General features: G+C 64.3%; 23 protein-coding genes, 1 tRNA gene, 2 rRNA genes and 1 pseudogene (1 of these 27 only partly in view). 17 read left to right on the forward strand and 10 right to left on the reverse strand.

Annotation, left to right across the window (positions count from 1 at the left end):
- From ACWKSV_RS00995 to ACWKSV_RS01010, 4 genes and pseudogenes are all read left to right on the forward strand, one after another.
- Positions 1 to 1,513, forward strand: a 23S ribosomal RNA gene (locus tag ACWKSV_RS00995) (it extends 1,283 nt beyond the left edge of the window).
- Positions 1,514 to 1,647: 134 nt separating this feature from the next.
- Positions 1,648 to 1,762: ribosomal RNA gene (gene rrf / locus ACWKSV_RS01000) — 5S ribosomal RNA — on the forward strand.
- A gap of 56 nt (positions 1,763 to 1,818) precedes the next feature.
- Positions 1,819 to 1,895: transfer RNA gene (locus ACWKSV_RS01005), tRNA-Met, on the forward strand.
- A 398-nt stretch (positions 1,896 to 2,293) separates the two neighbouring features.
- Positions 2,294 to 2,684: pseudogene (locus tag ACWKSV_RS01010) on the forward strand (IS3 family transposase); the annotation flags it as partial.
- Positions 2,685 to 2,966: 282 nt separating this feature from the next.
- Here ACWKSV_RS01010 and ACWKSV_RS01015 read toward each other — a convergent pair.
- Positions 2,967 to 3,980, reverse strand: a complete 1,014-nt coding sequence (locus ACWKSV_RS01015) for an AraC family transcriptional regulator (RefSeq protein ID WP_076715516.1) — start codon at positions 3,978 to 3,980, stop codon at positions 2,967 to 2,969.
- Between the two features lie 196 nt (positions 3,981 to 4,176).
- Here ACWKSV_RS01015 and ACWKSV_RS01020 point away from each other — a divergent pair, with 196 nt between their 5' ends.
- From ACWKSV_RS01020 to ACWKSV_RS01030, 3 genes are read left to right on the forward strand one after another with little or no spacing between them, the layout of a single operon-like run.
- Positions 4,177 to 5,415: a styrene monooxygenase/indole monooxygenase family protein gene (locus ACWKSV_RS01020; protein WP_338469012.1), complete on the forward strand. Its 1,239-nt coding sequence runs from the start codon at positions 4,177 to 4,179 to the stop codon at positions 5,413 to 5,415.
- 1 nt (position 5,416) lies between these two features.
- Positions 5,417 to 5,890: a flavin reductase family protein gene (locus ACWKSV_RS01025; RefSeq protein WP_076715518.1), complete on the forward strand. Its 474-nt coding sequence runs from the start codon at positions 5,417 to 5,419 to the stop codon at positions 5,888 to 5,890.
- A gap of 47 nt (positions 5,891 to 5,937) precedes the next feature.
- Positions 5,938 to 6,882 carry a SphA family protein gene (locus ACWKSV_RS01030; protein ID WP_237243557.1) on the forward strand — a complete coding sequence of 315 codons (945 nt, stop codon included), beginning with the start codon at positions 5,938 to 5,940 and terminating at the stop codon, positions 6,880 to 6,882.
- Between the two features lie 183 nt (positions 6,883 to 7,065).
- Here ACWKSV_RS01030 and ACWKSV_RS01035 read toward each other — a convergent pair whose 3' ends face one another.
- The 5 genes from ACWKSV_RS01035 to ACWKSV_RS01055 form a co-directional block, all read right to left on the reverse strand.
- The gene (locus ACWKSV_RS01035) at positions 7,066 to 8,661 is read right to left on the reverse strand and encodes a phytoene desaturase family protein (protein ID WP_076715521.1); all 1,596 of its coding nucleotides are present in this window, start codon (positions 8,659 to 8,661) and stop codon (positions 7,066 to 7,068) included.
- 4 nt (positions 8,662 to 8,665) lie between these two features.
- The gene (locus tag ACWKSV_RS01040; protein WP_076715522.1) at positions 8,666 to 9,457 is read right to left on the reverse strand and encodes an SDR family oxidoreductase; all 792 of its coding nucleotides are present in this window, start codon (positions 9,455 to 9,457) and stop codon (positions 8,666 to 8,668) included.
- Positions 9,458 to 9,556: 99 nt separating this feature from the next.
- Complete coding sequence (locus ACWKSV_RS01045; RefSeq protein ID WP_076715524.1) at positions 9,557 to 11,056, reverse strand: indolepyruvate oxidoreductase subunit beta family protein; 1,500 nt, start codon at positions 11,054 to 11,056, stop codon at positions 9,557 to 9,559.
- Positions 11,056 to 13,182: a ferredoxin family protein gene (locus ACWKSV_RS01050; protein ID WP_076715525.1), complete on the reverse strand. Its 2,127-nt coding sequence runs from the start codon at positions 13,180 to 13,182 to the stop codon at positions 11,056 to 11,058. The genes ACWKSV_RS01045 and ACWKSV_RS01050 overlap by 1 nt, the downstream gene beginning before the upstream one ends.
- A gap of 3 nt (positions 13,183 to 13,185) precedes the next feature.
- Positions 13,186 to 13,965, reverse strand: coding sequence for a cyclase family protein (locus tag ACWKSV_RS01055; RefSeq protein ID WP_076715527.1), 780 nt, complete (start codon positions 13,963 to 13,965; stop codon positions 13,186 to 13,188).
- 134 nt (positions 13,966 to 14,099) lie between these two features.
- Here ACWKSV_RS01055 and ACWKSV_RS01060 point away from each other — a divergent pair, with 134 nt between their 5' ends.
- The 4 genes from ACWKSV_RS01060 to ACWKSV_RS01075 all read left to right on the forward strand — a co-directional run bounded on the left by ACWKSV_RS01060 (position 14,100) and on the right by ACWKSV_RS01075 (position 17,839).
- Positions 14,100 to 14,561 (forward strand): MarR family winged helix-turn-helix transcriptional regulator, encoded by a 462-nt coding sequence (locus ACWKSV_RS01060; RefSeq protein WP_237243558.1) that lies wholly within the window; start codon positions 14,100 to 14,102, stop codon positions 14,559 to 14,561.
- A 67-nt stretch (positions 14,562 to 14,628) separates the two neighbouring features.
- Positions 14,629 to 16,923 (forward strand): bifunctional salicylyl-CoA 5-hydroxylase/oxidoreductase, encoded by a 2,295-nt coding sequence (locus ACWKSV_RS01065; RefSeq protein ID WP_076715528.1) that lies wholly within the window; start codon positions 14,629 to 14,631, stop codon positions 16,921 to 16,923.
- Positions 16,924 to 16,994: 71 nt separating this feature from the next.
- Positions 16,995 to 17,435, forward strand: coding sequence for a MarR family winged helix-turn-helix transcriptional regulator (locus ACWKSV_RS01070; RefSeq protein ID WP_237243559.1), 441 nt, complete (start codon positions 16,995 to 16,997; stop codon positions 17,433 to 17,435).
- The gene (locus tag ACWKSV_RS01075; RefSeq protein WP_076715530.1) at positions 17,432 to 17,839 is read left to right on the forward strand and encodes an acyl-CoA thioesterase; all 408 of its coding nucleotides are present in this window, start codon (positions 17,432 to 17,434) and stop codon (positions 17,837 to 17,839) included. Before ACWKSV_RS01070 ends, ACWKSV_RS01075 begins: the two co-directional genes overlap by 4 nt.
- Positions 17,840 to 18,003: 164 nt before the next feature.
- Here ACWKSV_RS01075 and ACWKSV_RS01080 read toward each other — a convergent pair whose 3' ends face one another.
- Both ACWKSV_RS01080 and ACWKSV_RS01085 read right to left on the reverse strand, forming a co-directional pair.
- Positions 18,004 to 18,915, reverse strand: a complete 912-nt coding sequence (locus tag ACWKSV_RS01080; RefSeq protein WP_076715531.1) for a fumarylacetoacetate hydrolase family protein — start codon at positions 18,913 to 18,915, stop codon at positions 18,004 to 18,006.
- A 26-nt stretch (positions 18,916 to 18,941) separates the two neighbouring features.
- Positions 18,942 to 20,069: a cupin domain-containing protein gene (locus ACWKSV_RS01085; RefSeq protein ID WP_076715533.1), complete on the reverse strand. Its 1,128-nt coding sequence runs from the start codon at positions 20,067 to 20,069 to the stop codon at positions 18,942 to 18,944.
- Positions 20,070 to 20,181: 112 nt separating this feature from the next.
- On the opposite strand from ACWKSV_RS01085, the gene ACWKSV_RS01090 reads away from it, so the two are divergent.
- The 6 genes from ACWKSV_RS01090 to ACWKSV_RS01115 all read left to right on the forward strand — a co-directional run bounded on the left by ACWKSV_RS01090 (position 20,182) and on the right by ACWKSV_RS01115 (position 24,678).
- Complete coding sequence (locus tag ACWKSV_RS01090) at positions 20,182 to 21,192, forward strand: carbon-nitrogen hydrolase family protein (RefSeq protein ID WP_076715534.1); 1,011 nt, start codon at positions 20,182 to 20,184, stop codon at positions 21,190 to 21,192.
- Between the two features lie 31 nt (positions 21,193 to 21,223).
- Entirely contained in the window at positions 21,224 to 21,979 is a 756-nt protein-coding gene (locus ACWKSV_RS01095; RefSeq protein WP_076715536.1) for a maleate cis-trans isomerase family protein, read from the forward strand.
- 14 nt (positions 21,980 to 21,993) lie between these two features.
- Positions 21,994 to 22,623: a flavin reductase family protein gene (locus tag ACWKSV_RS01100; protein WP_076715537.1), complete on the forward strand. Its 630-nt coding sequence runs from the start codon at positions 21,994 to 21,996 to the stop codon at positions 22,621 to 22,623.
- 4 nt (positions 22,624 to 22,627) lie between these two features.
- Positions 22,628 to 23,752, forward strand: coding sequence for a 3,4-dihydroxy-2-butanone-4-phosphate synthase (gene ribB, locus ACWKSV_RS01105; RefSeq protein ID WP_076715539.1), 1,125 nt, complete (start codon positions 22,628 to 22,630; stop codon positions 23,750 to 23,752).
- 216 nt (positions 23,753 to 23,968) lie between these two features.
- Positions 23,969 to 24,229 carry an Arm DNA-binding domain-containing protein gene (locus tag ACWKSV_RS01110; RefSeq protein ID WP_076715540.1) on the forward strand — a complete coding sequence of 87 codons (261 nt, stop codon included), beginning with the start codon at positions 23,969 to 23,971 and terminating at the stop codon, positions 24,227 to 24,229.
- A gap of 8 nt (positions 24,230 to 24,237) precedes the next feature.
- Positions 24,238 to 24,678 (forward strand): phage integrase central domain-containing protein, encoded by a 441-nt coding sequence (locus ACWKSV_RS01115; RefSeq protein ID WP_443026380.1) that lies wholly within the window; start codon positions 24,238 to 24,240, stop codon positions 24,676 to 24,678.
- A gap of 296 nt (positions 24,679 to 24,974) precedes the next feature.
- Here the strand turns inward: ACWKSV_RS01115 and ACWKSV_RS01120 are convergent, their stop codons facing one another.
- Both ACWKSV_RS01120 and ACWKSV_RS01125 read right to left on the reverse strand, forming a co-directional pair.
- Positions 24,975 to 25,487: a Ros/MucR family transcriptional regulator gene (locus ACWKSV_RS01120; RefSeq protein ID WP_076715542.1), complete on the reverse strand. Its 513-nt coding sequence runs from the start codon at positions 25,485 to 25,487 to the stop codon at positions 24,975 to 24,977.
- A gap of 182 nt (positions 25,488 to 25,669) precedes the next feature.
- Entirely contained in the window at positions 25,670 to 26,236 is a 567-nt protein-coding gene (locus ACWKSV_RS01125; protein ID WP_483666829.1) for a cell wall hydrolase, read from the reverse strand.
- Between the last annotated feature and the right edge of the window lie 257 nt (positions 26,237 to 26,493).

Consider the following 26,493-nt stretch of genomic DNA (forward strand, 5'->3'; position numbering starts at 1 on the left):
GTGCGAATGCAGACATGAGTAGCGATAAAGAGGGTGAGATGCCCTCTCGCCGAAAGACCAAGGGTTCCTGCGCAAGGCTAATCCGCGCAGGGTGAGCCGGCCCCTAAGACGAGCCCGAAGGGGGTAGTCGATGGGAACCACGTTAATATTCGTGGGCCTGGTGGTGTGTGACGGATGGTGTGTGTTGTCTGACCTTATCGGATTGGTCAGGCTTCGAAACTGTCCCGGGAAATAGCCCCACCGTATAGACCGTACCCGAAACCGACACAGGTGGTCAGGTAGAGTATACCAAGGCGCTTGAGAGAAGTGTCCTGAAGGAACTCGGCAAATTGCCTCCGTACCTTCGGAAGAAGGAGGCCCCATGTAAGCGCAAGCTCTCATGGGGGGCACAGGCCAGGGGGTAGCGACTGTTTAGCAAAAACACAGGGCTCTGCTAAGTCGGCTTCAAGACGACGTATAGGGCCTGACGCCTGCCCGGTGCCTGAAGGTTAAGTGGAGGAGTGCAAGCTCTGAAATGAAGCCCAGGTAAACGGCGGCCGTAACTATAACGGTCCTAAGGTAGCGAAATTCCTTGTCGGGTAAGTTCCGACCTGCACGAATGGCGTAACGACTTCCCCACTGTCTCCAGGACATGCTCAGCGAAATTGAATTCTCCGTGAAGATGCGGAGTACCCGCGGTTAGACGGAAAGACCCCGTGCACCTTTACTGCAGCTTCAGAGTGGCATTGGACAAGAACTGTGTAGCATAGGTGGGAGGCTTTGAAGCATTGGCGCCAGCCGATGTGGAGCCATAGGTGAAATACCACCCTGTTGTTGTTTAATGTCTAACCTCGTACCGTGAAACCGGTACAGGGACCCTCTGTGGCGGGTAGTTTGACTGGGGCGGTCGCCTCCTAAAGAGTAACGGAGGCGCGCGAAGGTTGGCTCAGGCCGGTTGGAAACCGGCTGTTAGAGTGCAATGGCATAAGCCAGCCTGACTGCGAGACTGACAAGTCGAGCAGAGACGAAAGTCGGTCATAGTGATCCGGTGGTCCCTCGTGGAAGGGCCATCGCTCAACGGATAAAAGGTACGCCGGGGATAACAGGCTGATAACCCCCAAGAGCTCATATCGACGGGGTTGTTTGGCACCTCGATGTCGGCTCATCACATCCTGGGGCTGGAGCAGGTCCCAAGGGTTTGGCTGTTCGCCAATTAAAGTGGTACGTGAGCTGGGTTCAGAACGTCGCGAGACAGTTTGGTCCCTATCTGCCGTGGGCGTCGAAATTTGAGAGGAGTTGACCCTAGTACGAGAGGACCGGGTTGAACGTACCTCTGGTGTACCTGTCGTCGTGCCAACGGCGCAGCAGGGTAGCTATGTACGGACGGGATAACCGCTGAAAGCATCTAAGCGGGAAGCCTCCCTCAAGATAAGATTTCTCAGGACGGTCGAAGACCACGACCTCGATAGATCGGATGTGGAAGTGCGGTAACGCATGGAGCTAACCGATACTAATTGTCCTATTCGCGCTTGAGAGCTCCACACCCCCACCATCAGCCCTGGGCTAGATGGCAGGGTGCGGTCATCATACAAGCCAGTGCACAGCATCGATTTTATACCCATCACCCTCGAGCCAACCCTCGAGGGTCAGTATTCGCGGACTCTATTGCCTGGTGGCCATAGCGTCGGTGTCCCACCCGATCCCATCCCGAACTCGGCCGTGAAACCCGACTGCGCCAATGGTACTACTGCTCAAGCAGTGGAAGAGTAGGGCGTCGCCAGGCATTACAGCCCGCGAATACAAAAACCCATTCACTTGTCTCACCACCTTCCACAGCGTCGCGGGGTGGAGCAGCCCGGTAGCTCGTCAGGCTCATAACCTGAAGGCCGCAGGTTCAAATCCTGCCCCCGCAACCACCGCCACACACCACTCGCCGCCCCCACGGGCGGCGTCGGCGTTTAGGGACCACGCCACCGACATCGCACCCGCTGCTTGCCCGCGAACCCATAGCAGTATCCAGTGTGCTGCGCAGGGCGGCGATCCGCGCCCGAAATTGGGCCTGCAGAACGGATGGCGTTGGAAGCGGGGGGTGTGAGACCATACCTCTATCGACGGTAGTGTTTCGCGAGATCAGGCGGGCCTTCTCCGTCTCCCGTTCGTCGATCATCTGACGCAGGGCAGGGGTGGCGATACCCGCCAGCAGATTTTCGTACAGATTGCCGAGCTCGCGCTCCAATTGCTGCAACCGGATCCTGGCCGTGTCAGCCGCAGCCGGGACCGTCTGGCGGCGACACCCGATCAAGCGCCGTAGGCGGATATAACTGCCGATTTGAAGCGCCTTCGGCGTGAGAACGAGATCTTTCGGCAAGAGCGCGACATATTGAAGTGGACGCCCGCTTTTTTCGCCTGGGAGGGAAATCGATGAGGTTCCAGCTCATCGACCGGGCGAGAGGATTCCCGATCCACCGCCTCTTTGCCGGATGCTCGGCGTCAGCCAGAGCGCCTACTTCGCCTGAAAGGATCGCCCGGCCAGCCGGCGCCAGCGCGACGACGTGGTGATGCTGGCGCATGTCCGCTCGGCATTTGCACTGTCGAACGGCACTTATGGCAGCCCGCGCATGACGCGCGAGTTGCAGGATGACGGCTTTGCCATCGGACACCGGCGCACGGCGCGGCCGATGCGCGAGAATGGCCTGCGCGGCCGGCTGAAGCTCGCCCGTCAGGCAGCACTCCGCGCCCTACTACACCAGCCTAGCGCAGTTCGAAGGAACCGCGTCACGCTGAGCACATGCGTCTCCAATTAAGCGGGGCAAGTCCAAATTGCCTCAAGATACTGATTGGGTTTGGACCTAACTGACTTAATGCCTAGAAATCATGCCATTGTCCGATCGGGAATGGCGTGCTGCGCATGCCTTCTACTAAGCAAGTCAAACGGTCGCGGGGCACTTGAACCAAATGCCCCTGTCACACCACCGATCGCCGCGACCTCATCGCGCGCGGCGGAGTGTCTCGGAAGGTGTCTCGCCATAGAGCTTGCGATATTGGCCCGCAAAGCGTCCTAATTCGTAAAAGCCCCAGTCCTGCGCGAGTCGTGACACGGTGACGTCAGGTGTCGGCTTCAGCAGCGCCTCGCGCACCCGGCGCATCCGGCAGGCGCGCAAATGCGCCATCGGCGAGGTGTTGCGGAAGCGCTTGAATCCGTCGAACAGCGCCCGCCCGCTGACGCCGCTGACCGCCACCAACTGTTCGATCGTGATCGGATCGGCGGCATGTTCCTCGATATAATGTTCGACCAGCCGGACATGCTTGGGCGCGATCGAGCGGTCGCGGTCGCGCAGCGCGTCGCTGTAATTATGCTCCTGCCCCTCGATCAGGCTGAACAGCAGTGCCTGTTCGAGCTGGTCGATAGCCAGATTCTGGGGATGCGCCCGATCCTGGCATTCGACTAGGCCGACCAGCAACTCGGTCAGCCGCCACCACTCCGCCCCCAGTCCCTCGCGCGGAATGGCGAGGCGGAAGTTCAGCGGGCGGCGCAACGGATGGCCCAAGAGTGATGCTATATGCTGTTCCAGCGCCGCGCGGTCGATACGGACCATATATTTCGCGCAGTCGGGGGACCAGCGCATCGTCACCAGATCGTCCGGTGACAACAGGGTGCCCAGTGTCGACGACGCCTGGACCATGCGGCCACCGGCATCGACCATCGCCTCCCCGGCATAAGGTAGCATCAGCAGATAGAAGTCCTTCAGCTTGCCGGGGTCGATCTGGACTTCGGCACCATAACCCATCGTCGCCAGACAGGATTGCTTAAGCGTCACGGCATTCTGCCACGCCTGCAACCGCGCATTGGGAGAGATGGGGTTCAGCCGATGATCGCAATAAAGACGTGCCACCTGTGCTCGCGTCTCGTCGACATCGGACGATCCGAACACGCGACATTTGTCGAGCGGGTTTCCCGCTACCGCGTCAGGGCCCTGATCGGCTGCGCTCTTGTTCAGCATAGACTCTCCACCAGTCCCGCCTGCAGGCAAGGATTAAGCCATGGGTCATGTCCGCCTGCAAGCTGCGGCCGGTTTGCCCGGCTCGGCAACGACCATAACATTTCAAACTTAAAATATGCAATCCGCGAACAGCGTCGGCGGTCGCTGCATAGTCCCGGCGGTGCACATCCACTTATCCTGCCTCCATTATAAAGGCATGTGGGAGACCGGAGAGATGACGCGGATCGGGATCGTCGGTGCAGGTCAGGCGGGGCTGCAACTGGGCATGGGTTTGCTGGAGCGGGGGCATGAAGTCATCATGCTGTCCAACCAGACGGCCGAGCAGATTGCGGGCGGCCGTGTCACCTCCAGCCAGTGCATGTTCGACCAGGCGCGCGAGCATGAGCGCAAGCTGGGCATCAACTTCTGGGACGAGGCCTGTCCACCGGTGGAAGGCATCGCCTTCTCGCTGGTCGGCGAGGACGGCACTTCGCAAATGTCCTGGGCCTCGCGCCTCGACGCGCCTGCCCAATCGGTCGATCAACGAGTGAAGATGCCGCGCTGGCTGGCCGAGTTCGAGAAGCGCGGCGGTGAGTTGCGCATCTGTGACGCGGGCATTGCCGAGCTGGAGGAGCTGGCGCGCGAATGCGATCTGGTGCTCGTCGCCTCGGGCAAGGGCGAGATCGGCAAATTGTTCGAGAGGGATGCCGACAAATCGCCCTTCGACAAGCCGATGCGCAGCCTGGCGCTGACCTATGTCAACGGCATGACCCCGCGGGCGGAGCATAGCGCGGTCAACTTCAACCTCATTCCCGGCATGGGCGAGTATTTCGTCTTCCCGGCGCTGACGCTGAACGGCCCGTGCGAGATCATGGTGTTCGAGTCGCTGCCCGGCGGTCCGATGGACTTGTGGGACCAGCGCGCCTCGGCCGAGGAGCATCTGGAAACGAGCCTGCACATCCTGAAGCGTTATGTGCCGGAGGAGTATGAACGCGCCCGCAACTGCACGCTGACCGACCAGCAGGGCTGGCTGACCGGACGTTTTCCGCCGACGGTGCGCAAGCCGGTGCTGACCCTGCCGTCGGGCGCCAAGGCGTTGGGGTTGGGCGACGCAGTCTGCCTCAATGATCCGATCACGGGGCAGGGGGCGAACAACGCCGCCAAGAGCGCGGCCATCTATCTCGACTCGATCATCGCAAACGAGGGCAAGCCGTTCGATGCCGCCTGGATGCAGGCGTCCTTCGACCGCTATTGGGACTATGCGCAGTTCGTCGTCGGCTGGACCAACGGCATGTTGCAGCCGCCGCCCCCGCACATGGTCCAGCTGCTCGGTGCCGCCTCGGTGCAGCCGCGCGTGGCGCACTGGTTCGCGAACAATTTCGACGATCCGCGCGGCTTCTTCCCGACCATCACCGCGCCTGCGCTGACCGAGGACTTCATCAAGGAGGCTGCATAACATGGACCGCATGGCTCTTCGCCGGACCTTCGGCCGCTTCGCCACCGGGGTCACGATCGTCACCTGCTCGACGGGGGAGGGGGTGCACGGCATGACCGCCAACTCCTTCACCTCGGTCTCGCTCGATCCCGCGCTGGTGCTCATCAGCATCGACAACAAGGCCAAGATGGCCGCCCGGTTGCGCGAGGCGGGGCATTACGGCCTGAATATCCTGTCCCAGCAGCAGATGGCACTGTCCAACCATTTTGCAGGTCGTCCCGGCGACCAGCCGATCGATTTCGACTGGCATGAGGATATCCCGCTGGTGCGCGGTGCGATGGCGCATCTGGCGTGCCGGGTGAAGGACGTGTTCCCGGCGGGCGACCACTGCCTGTTCGTCGCCGAGGTCGTCGACCATCGTCACGAGGACGAGGCGACGCCGCCGCTGCTCTTTTACGGCGGGGCGTATCGCCAGCTGCATGAGATGGCCGCCTGATCCGGCGGTCACCGGCACCAGATCACGAACAACAAAAGGGGGAGTATATGCGGAGACTTTTCGCCACGATGGCGGCTGCTCTGGCGATGGGGGTGTCGGCTCCGGCGCTGGCGTCGGAACTGGGCGGCGGTGTCTATCCCAACGGCGCGGAGGGCTTTTCAGGTGCCGCCATGCCGCCGCCGGGCACCTATCTGCTCGGCTATCTCCAGCATTATGAGGCGGATCGCTTCAACGGGCCGGATGGCGAAGCGGGGCTGCTGCCCAATTTTCGCGTGCGGTCGGACGCGGCGATCGTACGGATGGTGCATATGACGCCGGTGAAGATCCTGGGCGCAACCTGGGGGATGCAGGCGATCGTGCCGGTGGTGAAGCTGAAGGTCGGCGCGGCGGGCCTGGGCGACGAGACGACCGGGCTGGGCGACATCACCATCGATCCGATCCTGCTGGGCTGGCATTTCCAGAACGGCGTGCATGTCAGCGCGGGCGTCGACATCAACCTGCCGCTGGGTGCCTATGACCGGCGCAAGCTGTCGAACATCAGCCGCAACTATCTGAATTTCGAGCCGGTCGTGGCGCTCGCCTATTATGGCAAGAAGGGCTTCTCGCTCGACGTGAAGGTCATGTACGACATCAACACCCGCAACAACCAGGCGGTGTTCACGCCCTTCAACCCCACGGGGGCCAGCTATCGCAGCGGCAACGAGCTGCACGCCGATATCGCGGTCGGCCAGCAAATCGGCAAGTGGAAGCTGGGCGCGTCGGGCTATGTCTACAAGCAGACGACCAAGGACCAGGTGTCCGACCCGACCGCGCAGGCGTTCATCGAGCGGATGCGTGGCTTTAAGGGACAGGTGATCGGCGTCGGCCCGACCGCCAGCTATCAGGCGGGCAAGGTGCAGCTGATCGGCACCTGGCAACATGAATTCCACGCCGAGAATCGTCCGCAGGGCGACAAATTCTGGTTGAAGGCGATCATTCCGATCGGCCGCTGACAGGCTCTGGCCCACTGGGCGCTCCGCTTATCCAGCGGGGCGCCCTTTTTTGGGCTTTTCTATTGCTCCCCTGCAAGGGGAGGGGGAGCATGCGCAGCATGGTGGAGGGGTGTTACGCCCCGATAGCGGGCCCCCCTCCGTCAGGGCTTCGCCCTGCCACCTCTCCTTGCAGAGGAAAAAATTTCAGGCCAGCCGGTCGGCGACCATCGAGCCGGACATGCCACCCAGGCTGGGGCCAGGATGGGTCGAGGCGCCGATCTGGTAGAGGCCCTTGATCGGGGTTTCATGATTGCCCGGCGTCGCGCGGGGCCGCCAGAGCATGAACTGGTCGAGCGAACAGTCGCCGCCATAAGGATCGCCGCCAACCAGATTGATGTTCAGCGCCGCCAGATCGGCCGGGCTGATGACGTGCCGGCCGATGATGCTCTCACGCAGATTGGGGATCAGCTTGCACAGCCTCTCGACAATGCGGTCGGCATAGGCCTCGCGCAGTTCGGGAGTCCAGTGACCGTCCTCGGGCGTAGGGATCAGCCCGGCGGCATCGCCCTTGATCGCACCATCGCGGGGCAGTTCCTGCAGCTGAATCCAGAAGATCCATTTGCCGTCCGGCGCGCGGCTGGGGTCGACGGCGATGGGTTGCGCGACGACGATGCTCGCCTCGACGGGCAGCAGGCCGCGTTCGGCTTCGTTGACCGCGCGAGATACCGCTTCCAGGCCGTTGCTGAGATGCAGCATCGCCACGTCACGCAAGGCCGGGTCGGGCCATTGCGGCGGCTCGGACAGAGCGAGGTGGATCTGCATCTCGCCGCGACCATAACGATAGGCCTTGGCCTCGCTCCGCGCGCGCTCGGGCGTGGCGCTGGCGGGAAGCAGCCGTTCGTACAGCTGGGTCGGCGTGACCGAGGCGACGACCGCCTTGCGCGCCCGCACGACCTCGCCATCGCCCAGCCGGATGCCGGTGGCGCGGCCGCGTTCGACGAGGATTTCGGCTACATCCGCGTTCGTGTGGACTCGCCCGCCCTTTTCCTCGATCAGCCGGACGAACGCCTCGACGATCCGGGCACTGCCGCCCTCGACCATCGGGCTGCCCGCCGCCTCCAGCGACATCAGGACCAGCCGGTTCATTAGGGCCGATGCGCTGCTTTCGGGCGACAGGCCGACATGTAGCACCCAGGGCGCGAACAGCGCCTGTGAGAGCGGCGAGGCGAAGTCGCTGCGCAACCAGTCGCGTGAGGCGCGCAACATGCCGCCGAACAGCCGACCTAGCCCCTTGGGGCCACGCCGCTTCACCTCACCGAGCAACAGCTTGGCGGTCGGCCAGGACCAGAGTTCGCCTCCCAACAGCCCGAAGACCATCGGCGCGATTTCCTCGACCTCGGCCATGGCGCGGGCATAGGCCTGTCCATCGCCGGGCGCGCAGGCGTCCAGCGCGGCGATATTGGCGGCGCGGTCGGTGCGGAAGATCACGCTGCGGCCATCATCCATCACCGAGGCGGTCGGCGTCTGCGTATTGCGGAAGCGCAGTCCGTGCCGCGCCAGCTCCGGCCCCAGCTCGGCATAATGGGGCGAGGTGACGAACAGCGGATAGAGCGTCGACAGCGTGTCGTGGCGGAAGCCGGGAAGCGTCAGCTCCTCGGTGCGGATACAGCCGCCCGCCACCGCCTCCCGCTCGAACAGCGCGACGCGCTTGCCCTTCAGCGCGAGGCGTGCACCGCAGACCAGTGCGTTGATGCCGCTGCCGATGATGACGATATCGGCGTCTCGATTGGGGGCGGCCATGGGGTCAGCCGTGCGCGGCGAGCAGCGGCATCAACGGCACCCGCCGCTCCGGTCCGAGCATCCCGTAGCCGCCATCGACCGACGTCTCGCTGCCGGTCATATAGGATGCCGCGTCGGAGGCGACGAAGGCGACGACCTGCGCGACCTCGCTGGCATCGGCAACGCGCCCGATCAGGTTCAGATCGCTCGCCACCTTGTCGGCATGGGCACGGTCGCCGGCGGTCAGGCCGTCGAACGGGTCGGACCAGATATGGCCCAGCGTGACCATGTTCACCCGGATGCCCTCGGCGGCATAGTCCATCGCCTGCGAGCGGGTGAGGTGCGCCAGCGTCGCCTTCGATACCGGATAGGCCCAGCGGCCGATATGCGCGAACTTGCCCGAGACCGAGCCGATATTGACGATGTTACCGCGCGACTGGGCGAGATGCGGACGGACCGCTTCGCCCAGGATCGCCGCCGACACCGCATTGACGTTCAACGTCTGGAGCCAGGTTTCGCGCGGGGTGGCGGGTCCGTCATCGCCATAGGAGCAGGCGTTGTTGACCAATATGTCGATTCGCCCGAATGTCGCGATCGTGACATCGACCAGATGCGCGATGGCGGCATCGTCGGTGATGTCGGTCGCGACGAACAGCGCGGCGTCGCCCAGTTCCTCGACGAGTTTCGCGCCCTGATCCTGGTTGCGCGCAGCGATCACGACCTTCGCACCCTCGGCATGCAGCTTGCGCGTGATCGCACCGCCGATCGATGCGCCGCCCCCGGTGACGATCGCGACCTTTCCGTCCAGCATGGCCATGCGGTTATCCTCTTCCCAGCAATCTATCGTGGCAGTCTATGACCTGGCAGCGGCCCTGCGTTATGCAGCCAGTGCCGGGCCTGTTCGCTGGCTGCTGGATTATCCGGTCGCCGCCAGTGCGCAGCCCAGCGCCTCGCCCTTTTCGTCATGCAGCGCCGCGTCGTGCAGCGCCGCGATCCGCGCCGCCGCATTCGGCCCCCGTAGCGCGGCCGGGACGGCGTCCATCACCATCTGGAAATGTGCCAGGCCCCGCTCGAACGTGTCCGAATAGCCCTTGATGAGGTTCTGGCAGCGCAGGATTTCGATGGCGGCGGCGCGATCGGTGCGTGCGGTCTGCAGGGCGAGGTCCAGCCAGGCGGCGATCCGCGTCTGTTCCTCGACATAACGCAAGCTCCGCCGACGCATGCCGCGCATTCCCGCCAGCAGCCGCAGCATCAGGAACCAGCGCAGCCCCGTCGTCCGCACATGGCGGCCCTTCATGAAAAACGGCGCCAGTCGCTGCCGCAGCCCGTCGCGGTGCAGGATGAACCGGCCGAGGCTGGCGGGCAGCGTCTCGCACACCTCCTGCAAACGCGGATGCATATATTCGGTGACGCTGAGCAGCTGGTCGCCCTTGGCGCGCACTTCGCGCGTGACGCGCTCGCTGCGGCTGGCGCGGACCTTCAGGTCGGCGACACGGATCGTGTCTTCATAGGCCATCCAGAGCGCCAGATGCCGCGCCGCAACCTCGGTGAGCGCGCCGTCCGGCTCGTCGAGCGGCACGAACGCCGCCAGCCGGTCGAGATAGTCGCCCGCATAATCGGCGTCCTGATAATCCATCAGCTTGCGCACGCCTTCGGTCGCGGTGGCCTGGGCAGGAGCGGGCAGGGTGTTGGCGATCCGCGCCGCCAGCGCGCGACCGGCGGCGGTGGTCGGCACTGGCGGCCCGGCGGGGGCGGCGTCCTTCGCCGCCTCGCCCTTCTGCGCCGATTCGAAGCCCAGGCCGAAGCCCTTCAAATTGGTCTCGATCGCCTTGCCACCGTGACGGATCGCATCCTCGAACGCCTCGCGCGGGAAGGGCAGGGCCTCGCTGCCCGCCAGCGCGCCCAGCATGATCGAGCTGATGACGCTGCCCGACTTGGACGCAGCAGCGGCCATGTCGAAGCCGATGAAGCGCCGCGACCGACGCTCGGCGGCGGCCAGGATGCGCTCGCTGGCGCCGGTGCCGTCGCCCAGCGCCGCCTTTTCGGAAATGGCATAGACGCGGTGAGTCGAGCCGATCAGCGTCGTGCGATCCTCGGTCACGAAGCCGCGCAGGATGGCGCGGCCCGCCTCCATCAGTTCGGACGCGATGACGATATCGACGTCGCCCGGCACCGGCATCATCGCCAGGACGGGATCGGGGCGATTGCCGCCGCTGGGGCGGGTGCGGACCAGTTCGATATAATAGACCGTCGATCCGGTGCGCTGCGCGACGCCGGGCACTGACGTCCCTTGTGCGACATAGCCATTGGCGCGCGCGATATGCTGCACCCATTCGGCCAGCACGCCGCCGCCTTCGCCGCCCAGCGCCAGGATGGCGATGGTGATGCGGTCACGATCGGGAAGAACCAGTTCCATCAGAAAGCCCTCGCGGCAAGGTGGCGGCCATGGCGCTGTTGCAGCCAGCCGATGACGCGCTGGCTCAGGCGGTGACGCCAAGTCTCCCAGCGGCCCGGATTGGTGACGATGCTCGCCTTCCAGAAGGAGGGGCAGAGTACGGCGGCATGGGCGACCTCGCCGCAATTGCCGCAGCCGACGCAACTATTGTCGATATGGGTGATGGGATGCTGGCGCAGGGGATCGGGATTGTCGCGAATGCTGAGCGAGGGACAGCCCGACAGGCGGATACAGGCATGGTCGCCGGTGCAGGTGTCGGGATCGACGCCGAAGCGCTCGCGCACCACGCGCTGGCCTTCCTTGGCGGCCCTGGCCAGCAGCGGTTTTTCGCGGCGCTGTTTATTCAACATGCATTCCGACTGGGCGATGATGACCTTCGGGCCCTTTTCCGGGCTGGTCATCGCCTCGCGGATCAGGTCGCGCATCTTTGCCACGTCATAGGTGCGGGTCAGCGTGCGCGCCCACTTCACGCCCATGCCGCGCACCGCTTTCTCGATGGGGTGATTGGTGATGCGCGTGTCGTTCTTCGCGCGCGAGGACAGCACGTCCTGGCCGCCGGTCGCCGCCGAATAGCCATTGTCGACGATGACGGTAACGGTCTCGTCCTGGTTGAAGACGGCATTGCCTATGCCGGAGGTCAAACCGTTGTGCCAAAAGCCGCCATCGCCCATCACCGCCAGTGCACGCTTGCCCTCCGGCTTGAAGGCGGAGGCCGCCGCCGCGCCGAGGCCGTAACCCATCGTCGTGTTGCCGATGTTGAACGGCGGCAGGATCGAGAAGAGGTGGCAGCCGATATCGGCCGAGACGTGCATCTCGCCCAGTTCGCGCTGGACCAGCTTCATCGCGGCGAAGATCGGGCGTTCGGGACAGCCGGTGCAGAATCCCGCGGGGCGTTGCGGCACGGTGGCGGCGACATCGGCGGGGACGGGCACGACGGCGCGGGGTTCGGGCGCGCGCTCGGGGGCGTGGTCGCGCAGGAACTTGGCGAGGCCGTCGCCGATCACCTGCCCCGAATATTCGCCCGCACGCGGCATCACGTCCTTGCCGACCAGCTTCGTCTGGATATCGGCGCGGCGCAGCAGGGTGCTCAACTCATGCTCGATGAACTCGGGCTGGCCTTCTTCCAGCACCAGCACCGCGCGTTTCCCTGCGCAGAAGGCGACGACCTCTTCGGGGATCAGCGGATAGACGACGTTGAGGCAATAGATAGGGATACGCGTCGCGCCGAACGTGTCGGAGAGGCCAGCCAGCTCCAATGCGCGGTTTAGCGTGTTGTAGAGCCCGCCCTGCACGATGATGCCGATATCGTCGCGCTCCGGCCCGAACCATTCGTTCAGCCGCTGTTCGCGAACGAATTTCTGCGCGGCGGGCCAGCGCTGCTCGATCTTCTCGATCTCGTGCTGGAAGATCGCGGGCGGCAGGACGATGCGGTCGAGCGCACGGCGGGGGTTGGCGGCGGCCTGTCCGACCGTCATCGTCGGGCGGCGATTGTCGCTGGCGACGAAGCTGCCTGTCATGTGGCAGCTGCGCACCCGCATCTCGATCATGACGGGGGTGTTCGACGCCTCGGACAGTTCGAAGCCCTTCTCCACCATGCCGACGATGGTCGGCAAATTGGGGCGCGGGTCGAGCAGCCACATCTGGCTCTTCATCGCAAAGGCGTGGGTGCGCTCCTGCATGATCGAGGAGCCTTCGCCATAATCCTCGCCGACGATGACCAGCGCGCCGCCGGTCACGCCGCCGCTGGCGAGGTTGGACAAAGCGTCGGAGGCGACGTTGGTACCGACCACCGACTTCCAGGCGACGGCACCGCGCAACGGATAGTTGACCGACGCCGCCAGCATCGCCCCCGCCGCCGCCTCATTGGCGTTGGATTCGAAATGCACGCCCAGTTCGCGCAACAGGGGGTCGGCGTCGGCAAAGACGTCCATCAAATGGCTGATCGGCGATCCCTGATAGCCACCGACATAGGCGACCCCCGCCTGGAGCAGCGCCTTGGTGACGGCGAGGATGCCTTCGCCCTCGAAGACTTCGCCTGCGCCGAGGCGGAGCTTCTCGACTTCCTTTTTGAACGACCGTTCGGCCATGGCTCAGCGCTCCACCAGCCCAAGGACGCGCAGCGGACTGCCCGAGCCGCCACGGATTTTAAGCGGCGCGGCGACGATGACCGCGCCGGTCGGCGGCAGCCGATCGAGATTGGCGAGGCATTGCAGGCCGTAACGCCCCGCACCGTGCAGCAGGGTGTGTGCGGGGTAGGGGGGCGTCATCCCATGCGCCTGGCCAGCATCGGTGCCGATCGTCTCGACGCCGAAGCCGATCACGTCGCGCTGCTCTATCAGGAAGCGGACCGCGTCCGGGTCGGGGCCGGGGGTGTGCGGGCCATCCTCGCGCCGGTTGGTATAGGCATCGCTCTCGCGCTTCGACCAGTCGGTGCGTAGCAGAACCCAGCTCTTTGATGGAATGCGGCCGTGCGTGGCTTCCCAGCGCGTGATGAAGTCGACGGTCAGCAGGAAGTCGGGGTTCGCTGCGCTTTCGGTCGAGGCGTCGATCACGACCGCCGGGCCGACGAAATGCGCGGGGTCGATGGTGTCGACGCTGTTGTTGGGCAGGTCCTTGCCCGTCACCCAATGGAGCGGTGCGTCGAAATGCGTGCCGGTATGCTCGCCGGTGGTGAAGTTGCTCCAGGCCCAGGCGACGCCGCGTTCGTCATAACGCGAGATTTCCTGACGGCTGAACGGGGCGGTCTGTCCGAAGGGTTCGGGCAGGATCAGGACCGGCGTGTCTTCCGACAGTTCCTGCGTCAGGTCGACGATCTCGATCGACCCGCCGATCAGGGCGGTCGCGAAACGAGACAAGGCGGATTCGGCCATAGTCGCTCTCCGATTTCGAATTTCTTGACCGAAAGCTGCCGAATAAAACGTGCATGTGCAACTAAATTCTTTTGGTGCCGGTTGCGACGGACTGGGGCAGGGGTTAAGGCCCTGTGGAATTGGGAGCTATCGGATTGGACCATCGTACGCAGGGCGATCCCGGAACGACGGCGTTCCAGGTGGAGCGTTACCCCTTCTTCCTGATCAACCGTCTGGCGAGTCGCTACAATGCGACGATCGAGCCGCGCCTTCGCGCCATTGGCCTCGACATTCCCAATTGGCGCGTCCTGATGATCCTGGGCGAACAGGCCCCGCGCGGCGTACGCGACATCGCCGAGGCGGCGGTGATTCCGCTGTCCACCATGACCCGCATCGTCCAGCGCATGGCTGCCGCCGATCTGGTCACGCTGACCCCCAGCGCGGAGGATGCGCGCGTCACCATGGTCGCGCTGACCGCCACCGGCGAATCAAAACTGGTTGAAGCCCGGAAGGCCACGTCGCCCGTCTATCAGCAGGTGATTACAGGACTTTCCGCGCGGGATTTTGACAGGCTCCTGAGCCTGCTCGACCGCGTGTACCGCAATCTGGAGGGCTGATTGCCCGAAACCCCCTTGATTGGCGGGTCCATATATTTTAAGTCTAAAACAAATAGAGGAGATGCCGATGCGTGTCGTTTGTCTGGGTGGCGGGCCTGCCGGGCTCTACTTCGCGATCTCGATGAAGCTGCGAGACCCGTCGCACGACGTGCTGGTCGTTGAGCGGAACAAGGCCGGGGACACGTTCGGCTGGGGCGTGGTGTTTTCGGACCAGACACTGACCAACTTGCGCGCCAACGATCCGGTCAGTGCAGCGACGATCGAGTCGGAGTTCGCGCATTGGGACGATATCGAGGTGGTCGTCGGCGACCATGTCGAGCGGTCCGGCGGACACGGCTTTATCGGCATCGGTCGCAAGCGCCTGCTCAACATCCTGCAGGACCGGGCGCGCGAACTGGGCGTGCGGTTGCAGTTCGAGATGGACTTTGACGCCGACCTGACGAAATGGGCCGATTACGACCTGATAGTTGCGGCTGACGGCATCAACAGCCGGGTCCGCACCGCCAATGAGGACAAGTTCGACGTCGATATCGACACCCGCGCCAACAAGTTCATCTGGCTGGGCACGCCGCGCCTGTTCGACGCCTTCGCCTTCATCTTCGAGAAGACCGAGGCGGGTTGGATCTGGGCGCATGCCTATCGCTTCGACGAGACGCGTTCGACCTTCATCGTCGAATGTTCGGAAGCGACGTGGCGCGGCCTGGGCTTCGACACGATGGAGCAGGCCGATGCGATCGCCGCGTGCGAGCGCATCTTCGCCCGGCATTTGAACGGCGAGCCGCTGCTGACCAATGCGGCGCATCAGCGCGGCTCGGGAGCGTGGATCAATTTCCGGCGTATCCTGTGCGGGCAGTGGTCGTTCGACAATGTCGTGCTGCTGGGCGACGCCGCCCATACCGCGCATTTCTCGATCGGCTCGGGCACCAAGCTGGCGCTGGAAGACGCGATCAAGCTGGCCGAGGTGATGAGCCGGCCCCACATCGCGCAGGACCGCGCGGGCATGGCCGCCGCGCTGGCGGAATATCGCAACGAACGCCATGTCGAGGTGCTGAAGATCCAGAATTCGGCGCGCAACTCGACCGAATGGTTCGAGACGCTCGACCGCTATCTCGACTTCGACCCGAAGCAGTTCGCCTATTCGCTGCTCACCCGGTCGCAACGGGTCAGCCACGAAAATCTGCGGCTGCGCGATCCGAATTGGCTGAACGGTATCGAACAATGGTTCGCTGCGCGCGCCGGGGGGAACGAGGCGGTGCCGCCGATGTTCGCGCCCTATCGCCTGCGTGAGCTGACTTTGCCCAACCGCGTCGTCGTGTCGCCGGTGCTGACCTATGCCGCCGGGGCGGACGGAGTGCCGGGCGACTTCCATCTGGTCCATTACGGCGCGCGCGCCATGGGCGGGGCGGGGCTGATCGTCACCGAAATGACAGCCGTGTCGCCGGAGGGGCGGATCACGCCGTCCTGTCCCGGCCTGTGGAATGACGAGCAGACGGCCGCGTGGCGACGGATCACCGACTTTGCGCATGCGCAAGGCTCGGGAAAATTATGCATTCAACTCGGCCATGCGGGGCCGCGCGGCGCGACGCTGCCAGGATCAGTCCAGCCCGACCGCCCGCTGCCCGAAGGCAGCTGGCCTTTGCTCGCCGCGTCGGACAAACCGTACCTGCCCGAAAGCCAGCGCCCCTCCGCGATGACCCGCGCCGACATGGACCGGGTGCGCGAGAATTTCGTCGCCGCCGCCGCCCGCGCCGCCGAGGCCGGGTTCGACATGATCGAGATCCAGGCCGGACATGGCTTCCTGTTGTCGTCGTTCATCACCCCCCTGATGAACGAGCGCACCGACGACTATGGCGGCAGCCTGGAAAACCGGCTGCGCTTCCCGCTGGAGGTGGTACGCGCGGTGCGGGCGGTCTGGGGCGAGGATCGGCCGCTGGCGGTGCGTATCTCCGCCCATGACTGGGCGGGCGAGGCGGGTGTGACCCCGGCCGAGGCCGTCGAGATCGCCGCCGCCTTGCGTCAAGCTGGCGCCGACTTGATCGACGTGTCGGCCGGTGAGACCGTGCCCGATGCGCGTCCCGTTTATGGTCGCATGTTCCAGACGCCCTTCTCCGACCGTATCCGGAACGAGCTGGACTGCCCGACCATGGCGGTCGGCAACATTTATGAGGCGGATCACGTCAATGGCATATTGGCGGCGGGGCGTGCCGATCTGGTGGCGCTGGGCCGCCCGCATCTGGCCGATCCCAGCTGGACGCTCCATGCGGCGGCGGCAGCCGGGCACAAGATGCCGGTACCTTCGGCCTATGCCCTTGGCCAGGCACAGCTTATGCGCAACGTCCAACGCCAGTCCGAGACGGCGTGACGACGCGCATGGAGAGCTTGATTTTGACGGACCGCATTCGCGAAAAGCATGACGGGGCCTTGGGTGGGCGGATGGACATCAAGGTCCTGCTGCGCCTGCTGAGCTGTTCGATGACGATCGAGAAGCGGCTGCGTCGCCGCTTCATCGAGCAGTTCGACACGACCCTGCCGCGCTTCGACGTGCTGGCGGCGCTGGAGCGGCACCATGAGGGCATCACCATGGGCGAGCTGTCCCGCTCGCTGCTGGTGTCCAACGGCAACGTCACCGCTTTGGTCCGCCAGCTGGAGGCCGACGGCTATGTCTCCAGCCAGCCCGCGCCCGAGGATCGGCGCCGCTATATCGTGGCGCTGACGCCGCAGGGGCGAGCGCATTTCAAGGAACTGGCCGCCGCGCATCATGGCTGGATCGCGGCGATGTTCGACCACGTGCCGGATGCGCAGATGGCCGAACTCTATGACCTTCTGGCGATCCTGAAACGGTCGCTGGGGGCCGAAGGAGAGGATAACGAATGACATTCCGTTCGACGCAGCAGGTCCGCTTCGCGCATGTCGATGGCGCGGGCATCGTCTTCTATCCGCGCTATTTCGAGATGCTGAATGCCGCGATCGAGGATTATTTCGCCCATGCGGTCGGCGTCGATTTCGCCGAGATGCATGGCGACCGCGGGCTGGGCGTACCCACCGTCCGTCTGGAGGCCGACTTCGCCACGCCCAGCCGCTTGGGCGACATGCTCGACTTCCTGGTCGCGCCGCTACGGGTCGGGCGCAGCTCGGCGGAAATGTCGGTGCAGGTGGAATGCGGCGGCGAACTGCGCTTCCGCGCGACCGTGGTGCTGGTCTGCATGGACCTGAAGGAAGGCCGCTCGGCCGAATGGCCGGCCGACATGCGGCCGAAGGCGCTAAGCGTCGCGGCCTGACCTTTCGCACCGGACTGATCGACGGCGCACGGGTCCCCGGCCTGCGCGCCGTTTTTTGCGCCTCAGCCCCTCTTTTCCAGAGGAGAGGAATAACCGCGATAAAAACAAAACCGCCCCCGATCTCGATGATCGGGGGCGGTCTTTATACCGCTAAGGGGCGGGCTTTACCCTGCGACGATGGAATGGCGCAGCTTGCCGATGCCGACCACTTCGCCTTCGATCACATCGCCCGGCCACACCCATTCCTGCGGCGAGCGGCCCGCGCCGACGCCTTCGGGGGTGCCGGTCGCGATGATGTCACCGGGCTCCAGGGTGATGCCCTGGCTGATGTCGGCGATCAGTTCGTCGACCTTGAACAGCATGTGGCTGGTGTTGTTGCGCTGCTTCTCGACGCCGTTGACCGTCAGCCATAGGTCCAGCGTCTGGGGATCGGGAATCTCGTCGGCGGTGACGATGCACGGACCCATCGGGCAATAGCTGTCCTGCCCCTTGGAATAGATCCACTGGCCCGCCCGGCGACAGTCGCGCGCGCTCATGTCGATGAGTGTGGTGTAGCCGAAGACGTGCTTCAACGCGTCCTCGCGCGACACGCGCTGCGCCGTGGTGCCGATGATCGCGCCCAGTTCGATTTCCCAGTCCAGCTGCTGGGTGATGTCGGCACGGTGGACGATCGGCTCGCCCGGCGCGATGACGCTGGTCGGCGGCTTGGAGAAGATCACCGGCTTCTTTGGGAGATCGGCCGAGGTGTCGAGCGCGGCGGCGCTCTCGGCGACGTGATCGATATAATTGAGGCCGATGCCGAAGACGTTCTTGCGCGGGCGCGGGATCGGCGCGAGCAATTTCACGCTGGCGAGAGGGCGCGCGCCATCGACCGGCCAGCGGCCCTTGGCCTCGTCGAGCAGCAGCTTCAGCTCCGCGACCGCGACAGGCCCCAGATCGATGAAGTCGAGCATCCGCGACGGCAACGGCACACCGGCGCGCGCGCCAAGCTTGGCGACGTCGATGACCAGGCCATCGACCAGAACGCCCAAGCGGCCTTCGGCTTCGACATCGACGCGATAGGTAACGAGACGCATGGCATTCCTTTCAGAAAATAGGGGGATCAGGACAGGACCGGCTGGTGCCCGCCATTGTCGGCAAAGGCTTCCGATCGATAGAGATTGAGCGCGCGCATCGCGGGCAGGTCGTGGAACGAGAACAGGCAGGCGTCGTCGCTGGCCGATCCGTTGACATGCTCGTGCCACATCCAGGATGGCACGACGAAGATGTCGCGCTCCTTCCAGTCGAAGCGCTTGCCGCCGATGATGGAGTGGCCCGAGCCCTTGGCGCATTGATAGACGAAGCTGCCGACCTCGCGATGCGCCTTGGTATGCTCGCCGGGACGCAGAAGCTGCATCGACGCACCAATGGTCGACATGGGCGGGCCGCCGTTGAACGGGTTCACATAGTTCATGTGGATGCCGTCGAAGGGCGACCCGTCGCTGGCGCGGGCATAGCGGAGCAGCGCCTCATAGGTCGGCTCCCACTCATATTTCAGCAGCGGCGAGTAACGCTTCGACCAGCTTTCCCCGGCCGGCAGCAGCGCGGCATTGCCCCAGGTCGCGGTGGAATCGTCGACCGCATAGCCGACCGCCTGGTTGAGATCGGGATGGACTTCGTAGAAATTGGCCTCCAGCGCGTTCATCAGCGGGATGTCCAGCCCGTCCTGCCAGATGCAGACCGAGCCGTCCTCCGACACGCCATGCTCATGCCAGGTGCCGTTGGGGGTCAGCACGAAGTCGTTGCGGCCCAGCGTCATCTTGTGCCCATCGACGTTCGTGAACGCGCCAGAGCCCTCCATGATGAAGCGCAATGCCGATGCGGAGTGGCGATGCGCCGAGGCGACCTCGCCCGGACCCATCACCTGAAGGCCGGTGTAGAGCCAGCCGACCGCCGCCGACACGTCGCGACGTCCCGGATTGGCGAGATAGACGACGCGGCGCCCGGCCTTTTCCGGGCTGACGAGATCGAGCGCGCGCAGCACATGGTCGCGCAGGCGGTCATAGTGCCAGACGACCGGCACAGACTGCGACTTGGGCTCCCAGGGTTCGATCTTGTTGGCGACCGTCCACAATGCGCCCGCATGCTGGTCTTCGAGATCACGGTAGAAGTCCACCAGCTCGGCCGTGTCGCTGACATTGGCCCGCCCGGCGACATCCTCGCGATAGGCGTCAAAGCTCTCCGTCGACATGTTCGATCTCCTTGTCGCGTCGAATTAGTTCAGGCGTAAAATATCTTGCCAATCCCTGTCAATCGGGGTTAGGGAAAACTTGCAAATGCAATGAATGCCGTGAGGGAGCACCATGCTGAACCTGCCCCGTTTCAAGGCCGCCGCGGTCCAGACCGCCCCCGTTTTCCTCGATCCCGCCGCGACGGTGGACAAGGCCGCCAGCCTGATTCGCGAGGCAGCGGCGAACGGCGCCGAACTGGTCGCCTTTCCGGAAGTGTTCGTCGCGGGCTATCCCTATTGGAGCTGGATCGCCGATCCGGTGTCGGGCGGTCCGTGGTTCGAAAAGCTGGCCCGTGCCTCGATCCTGATACCGGGGCCGGAGATCGACCGGATCTGCACCGCTGCGCGCGAGGCGGGGGTGCATGTCGTCATCGGAGTCAATGAACGCAGCCCGGTGTCGCTTGGCACGCTCTACAACACGCTGGTCTTTATCGGCCCCGACGGCACGATCCTGGGCAAGCATCGCAAGCTGGTGCCGACCTGGGCGGAGAAGCTGACCTGGGCGCATGGCGACGGGTCGACGCTGAAGGTCTATGACACTGCGATCGGGCCGCTGGGTGGCCTGGCGTGCGGCGAGAACACCAACACGCTCGCGCGGTTCAGCCTGCTGGCGCAGGGCGAACTGGTCCATGTCGCCAGCTATATCGCGCTGCCCGTCGCACCCGCCGATTACGACATGGCCGAGGCGATCAAGGTGCGCGCCGCCGCGCATTGTTTCGAGGGCAAGCTGTTCACCATCGTCTCCTGCTCGACCGTGTCAGAGGCGATCATCGCGGCGATGGAGACGTTGGTCCCCGACGCGCGCGCGCGGCTGGAGCGCAAGAACAGCGCCTTCTCCGGCATCCTCGGTCCCGATGGGCGCGTGGTCGGCCAACCGCTGATCGACGAGGAAGGCATCGTCTACGGCGAGATCGACCTGTCACGCTGCATCCAGCCCAAGCAGATGCACGACATCATCGGCCATTATAACCGCTTCGATGTGTTCGACCTGCGCGTGAACGCCGCGCCGCAACAGCCGGTGCGGATCGACACCGGACCAACGGTTTCGCCGGTGAGCGAGCCGAACGCCGATCCCCAGGACTGACCCCTAAAGCCATAATTTCGAGAGGATCACCATGACCGCCCGCAGCTATCGCATCGGCCAGATCGTGCCGTCGTCCAACACCACCATGGAAACCGAAATCCCCGCCATGCTCCGTGCGCGCGAGGGGATTTTGCCCGAGCGCTTCACCTTTCACTCCAGCCGGATGCGGATGAAGAAGGTGGTCAAGGAAGAGCTGGAGGCGATGGACCGCGACAGCGATCGCTGCGCCACCGAGCTGTCCGACGCGCGGGTTGACGTGCTGGGCTATGCCTGTCTCGTCGCGATCATGAGCATGGGCAAGGGCTATCACCGCGAGTCCGAAGCGCGACTCCATGCCCGTACCGTCGAAAACCACGCCGCCGCGCCCGTCGTGACGAGCGCGGGCGCGCTGGTCGACGGGCTGAAGCGGATGGGGGCCAAGAAGATCTCGGTCATCTGCCCCTATATGAAGCCGCTGACCCAGCTGGTGGTCGACTATATCGAGCATGAGGGGATCACCGTCCACGACTTCACCGCGCTGGAAATCCCCGACAATCTGGAGGTCGGGCGGCACGATCCCGAGCGGCTGCTGGAAATCTACAAGCGCGTCGACCGCACCGGCGTCGATGCCTTCGTCGCATCGGCCTGTGTGCAGATGCCTTCGCTGCCGATCGTCCAGCGGCTGGAGGATGCGATCGGCATTCCGGTCGTCTCGGCGGCGGTGTGCACCACGCACCAGATGCTCGACCGGCTGGGGCTGGAGCGGCGGGTGCCCGATGCCGGTGCGCTGCTCAGCGGCCGGTACTGAGGGGAGCGGCCGCGATGCAGGTCGACATGCGGACGCTGGATGCGGCCAGCCGGTACAAGATCATCGGGGCCTGCATCACGCCCCGGCCGATCGCCTGGGTGTCCAGTGTGTCGGCCGGGGGCGTGCCCAACCTCGCGCCCTACAGCTTCTTCAACGCCATCGGGAACGACCCGCCGATGATCGTGCTGGGCTTGGTCGCGCATCCCACCAAGGGCATGAAGGACACCGCTGCCAATATCCGTGAGACGGGCGCATTCATCGTCCATCTGGTCGACGAGGCCCATGCCGAACGCATGAACCACACCAGCATCGACCATTCGGCGGGCGTCGATGAGGGCGCGCTGGTCGGCCTGGACATGGTGCCGGGCGTCGCCGTCGCGGCACCCCGCATCGCCAGCGCGCCGGTCGGCTTCGAATGTCGGGCGCGGCACATCATCGAAACCGGCCCCAATCAGATCGCAGTGCTGGCCGAGATCGTCCATGCCCATATCGCCGACGCCTTCGTGACCGATGCCACGCGGCTGCACTTCGATATCAGCGCGATGAACCTGATTTCCCGGCTGCACGGGGCGGGTTGGTATGGCCGTCAAAGCGACAAGTTCGAGATGCTTCGCCCCGCGCTTCCCATTTTGGTCAAGGAGTAGGTCCATGGAAACATGTGAACTGGCGCCCGTCCGCCACGCCTTTCTCTCTACCTCGCAAGAAATCATCGACGAGGCCCGCAACGGCCGTATGTTCATCCTGGTCGATGACGAGGATCGCGAGAATGAGGGCGATCTGGTCATCCCGGCACAGATGGCGACCCCCGACGCGATCAACTTCATGGCGCGGCACGGACGCGGGCTGGTCTGCCTGGCGATGACCAGGGCGCGGGTCGAGCAGCTTGGGTTGGGCCCGATGACCAAGACCAACGGCACCCGCCACGAAACCGCCTTCACCGTCTCGATCGAAGCGCGCGAAGGCGTCACCACCGGCATCTCGGCCGCCGACCGCGCGCGGACCATCGCGGTGGCGATCGATGCGAACCATGACGCCGCGTCGATCGTGACGCCGGGCCATGTCTTTCCGCTGGTCGCGCGCGAAGGCGGTGTGCTGGTGCGCGCGGGCCATACCGAGGCGGCGGTCGACGTCTCCCGCCTCGCCGGGCTCAACCCCTCGGGCGTAATCTGCGAGATCATGAACGAGGATGGGACGATGGCGCGGATGGACGACCTCGTCTCCTTCGCGCAGCTCCATAACCTGAAGATCGGCACGATCCGCGACCTGATCGCCTATCGCCGCCGCCACGATCACCTTGTCGCAAAACGCGCGGAGACGGTGTTCGAGAGCGAATGGGGTGGCGCATGGCGGGTCATGACCTTCTGGAACAAGGCGACGGGCAGCGAACAGGTCGCGCTGGTCAAGGGACAGGTTCAGTCCGACAAACCGACGCTGGTGCGTATGCACTCGCTGTCGCCCTTTACCGACATGTTCGGCGAAACCGGATCGCGCGCCGGGCTGCTCGCCAAGTCGATGCAGATCATCGCGGAGGAGGGGGCAGGGGTCGTCGTCGTGATCGACCGGCCCCGCTCCGACGGCCTGACGCTGGCGATCCATGCACGCAGCGGCGCGCCGATCCCCGACATGGAAGAACTGCGCGATTACGGCGTCGGCGCGATGATCCTCACCGAACTCGGTGTAGAGGACATCGTGCTGCTGACCAACAGTCATCACACGCTGATCGCGCTGGAGGGCTATGGCCTTAAGATCGTCGGCGAGCGTGCGATCTGCTAATCTGCAGGCTATCCGGGCTTTGCTAGGGCATGGGCAGAACCAGTCGACGCCAGAAATCCGAACGCGAATTCTGCAGCGGCCAAATCCTGCCCCCGCGGCCATATTTTCCAATACCACAACCGCCCCGGGCATCCCGCTGAGTTTTTTTGTGCCTGTTTTCTGCAAATTAGCCCTCATTCAGGGGCTCTTGTCGCTGCCTCGGCAGGAGATGCCCCCATGGCCCTCAAGGAGCTCGAAGTCCGCTACGCCACGAAGCGGGCAAAAGATTATAAACTCACCGATGGCGAAGGCCTCTATCTTCTCGTCCGCCCCAACCGCTTCAAGCAGTGGCAGATGAAGTACCGCTATGGCGGCAAGGAAGGGCTCCTGAGCTTTGGCGCCTATCCCGCAGTTTCACTGGCCGAGGCGCGGCTGCGCCGCGCCAAGGTAAAAGTGGTGCCGGGCGAGGGGGGGATCCCGGTGCTGCCAACAAGCTGAGGGCTCAGATGACCTTCGAGGAAGCGGTGCGCAAATGGCATGGCTACTGCCTCGACGCGCTTGATGCTGGGCATGCTACTCGGCTGGTGACTCGGCTCGAGCGCGATGCCTTTCCGGTGCTTGGCAAGCTTGGGTTGTCCGTCATCACACCGACCGATGTGCAGGCCATGGTACGGCGGGGCAAGGCGCGTGGTTCGCTCGACGTCAGCCGTCGCCTCAAGCAGCATATCAGCCAGGTCTACCGTTTGCCATCGCCTATGGCTGGGCCGAGCGTGATCCCGCCGAGCATCTTGGGCAGTTGCTCAAGCCCAAACCGCATACCCGGCATATGGCGCTTATTGGCCGCAGCGAGCTGCCGACGCTCATCCGAGCGATTGACGGCTATGATGGCGATGAGACGCCACGGCGTCGCGCGGCGACCCGGGCGGCGCTGCTGTTCACGCTGCTGACCTGGGCGCGGACCAACGAGACGCGTCACGCCCGTTGGGAGAAGTTCGAAGATCTCGACGGGCCTGCGCCGCTCTGGCGGGTGCTGGCTCAGCGCATGAAGATGGCGCTCGAACGCGACGAGGTGAGGGGGGCTATAACGCTGCGCTTTATATTTCTCCGCGTCAGCGCATGCTCGAGGACTGACCCAGGTTTATCCAGAGCCACCTAGCCTTGGCGGCAGTGGCCGATAAGGCCTCGGGCGTAACCGAAAGTAGCGGGCAGGGCTGGTTGGTCGAAGCCAGCCCTGCCTGACCGATTATTCGCCCGACAGATGCGCCGCCGCGGCGCTCTTGGCGGCCTTCACGCCCTTCGGCTTGGCTGCGCTTGCCATCTTGGTGCCCGGCTTGCGGCCGAGGCCAATCTTCTTGGCCATCGCCCGGCGGCTTTCCGAATAGGTTTCGGACACCATCGGATAGTCGGCCTTCAAATTATAGCGCTCGCGATACTGCTCGGGCGTCAGGCCGTTGGTGGCGAGGTGACGGCGCAGCGTCTTGTAGGGCTTGCCGTCGATCATCGAGATGATGTGGTCCTTGGACGCCAGCGACTTCCGCACCGAGACGGCAGGCGTGTATTCGGTGGTGTCGACGGCATCCGTTGCCGCCGTCTCGCTGCCGCCGGCCAGCTTCAGAATGGCGCTGTGCATGCTGCCCAGAAACGCCGGGACCTGCCCGGCGTCGATGCGCGTGTTGGGATTGCCCAGCCAGGCAATGGTCAGTTCGGTAGCGAGTTCGACCGCATGCGCGGTATCGGTGATGGTTTCGTCAGCCATTATCTATCCAGATGGGAGTGGCAGGAGAGTTAAAACGCTGCGCGGTTCCGGAGAACCGTAAACGGCCATGTCACAGCGACGGCCTTGCAGCAGCAATAACGACATGGCGTCAAGGGACTAATTGTTTCGACCGATGTGTTGATGCGTTTTAGCGCGGAGCGAGGCAGAAATAATTAAACCACTCAGAGGCGTACATAGAAAAGGTGGGTGTCGACTTTCGCCACCTTGATCATTGTGTCCCGCCAATACGGCACCATCCAGTCGGCGTGATAATGCGTCGCGCGGCCCACATCCGCAAAGACATGGCCTGCAAGTGCTTCTCTCGCCACGCGTCGCGCCGCAGACCATCCGAAATGTCTCGTGCGCCGCTTGATCGAGCCATCGCAGGTAAACGAGAATTGGCAGCCCGTGGTCTGGTCGAAACCCTGGTAGACGACGCCGCAAATGGTGCGCGGAAAACCAGGGGCACGCGCGCGGTTGAGAATGACCTGAATGACGGCGCGTTGTCCTCGCGGGTCATCACCTACTTCATAGAGGGCTGCGGTGGCCAGGCAGTCGACGGCTTGCGCGCGCTCGGCGGAGCCGCCTTGAAAGCGATAGGGCTTTGCGCGGACCCGCGCGGCAGCAACGATGGGTACCCTGGCGTTCGAGGCGCGTGCCTGCGCCATCGTCATCGTCCTGGGCGGCCTCGTCTTCGGAGCAGTGCCGACCGTATCCAGAAGGCCAGCGGCGATTGCGACGGCTGCCACGACAATAAGCAGCAACAGCCAGCGCTCCGCGGCAACATCGCGCCGAGCATGGCGGCTCCTGGAGGCATATAGGGTTCGTCGGGATGCCATCACCGACATGCTAGCGCAGCGAGCGGCCCAAAGCAGCGTCGATCACACTCGCTGCGCTCAATAACCCACCTAAGCTCCAGCGGCAAAGAATGCTGGCAAAGGAGCGAACCTGCTTCACTGTACGAAGCCGCTGCGCGGCAGTGGTGTTGGCAGTGAGATAGCGCGTC

The sequence above is a fragment of the Sphingomonas sp. SphC10 genome (assembly GCF_057004845.1).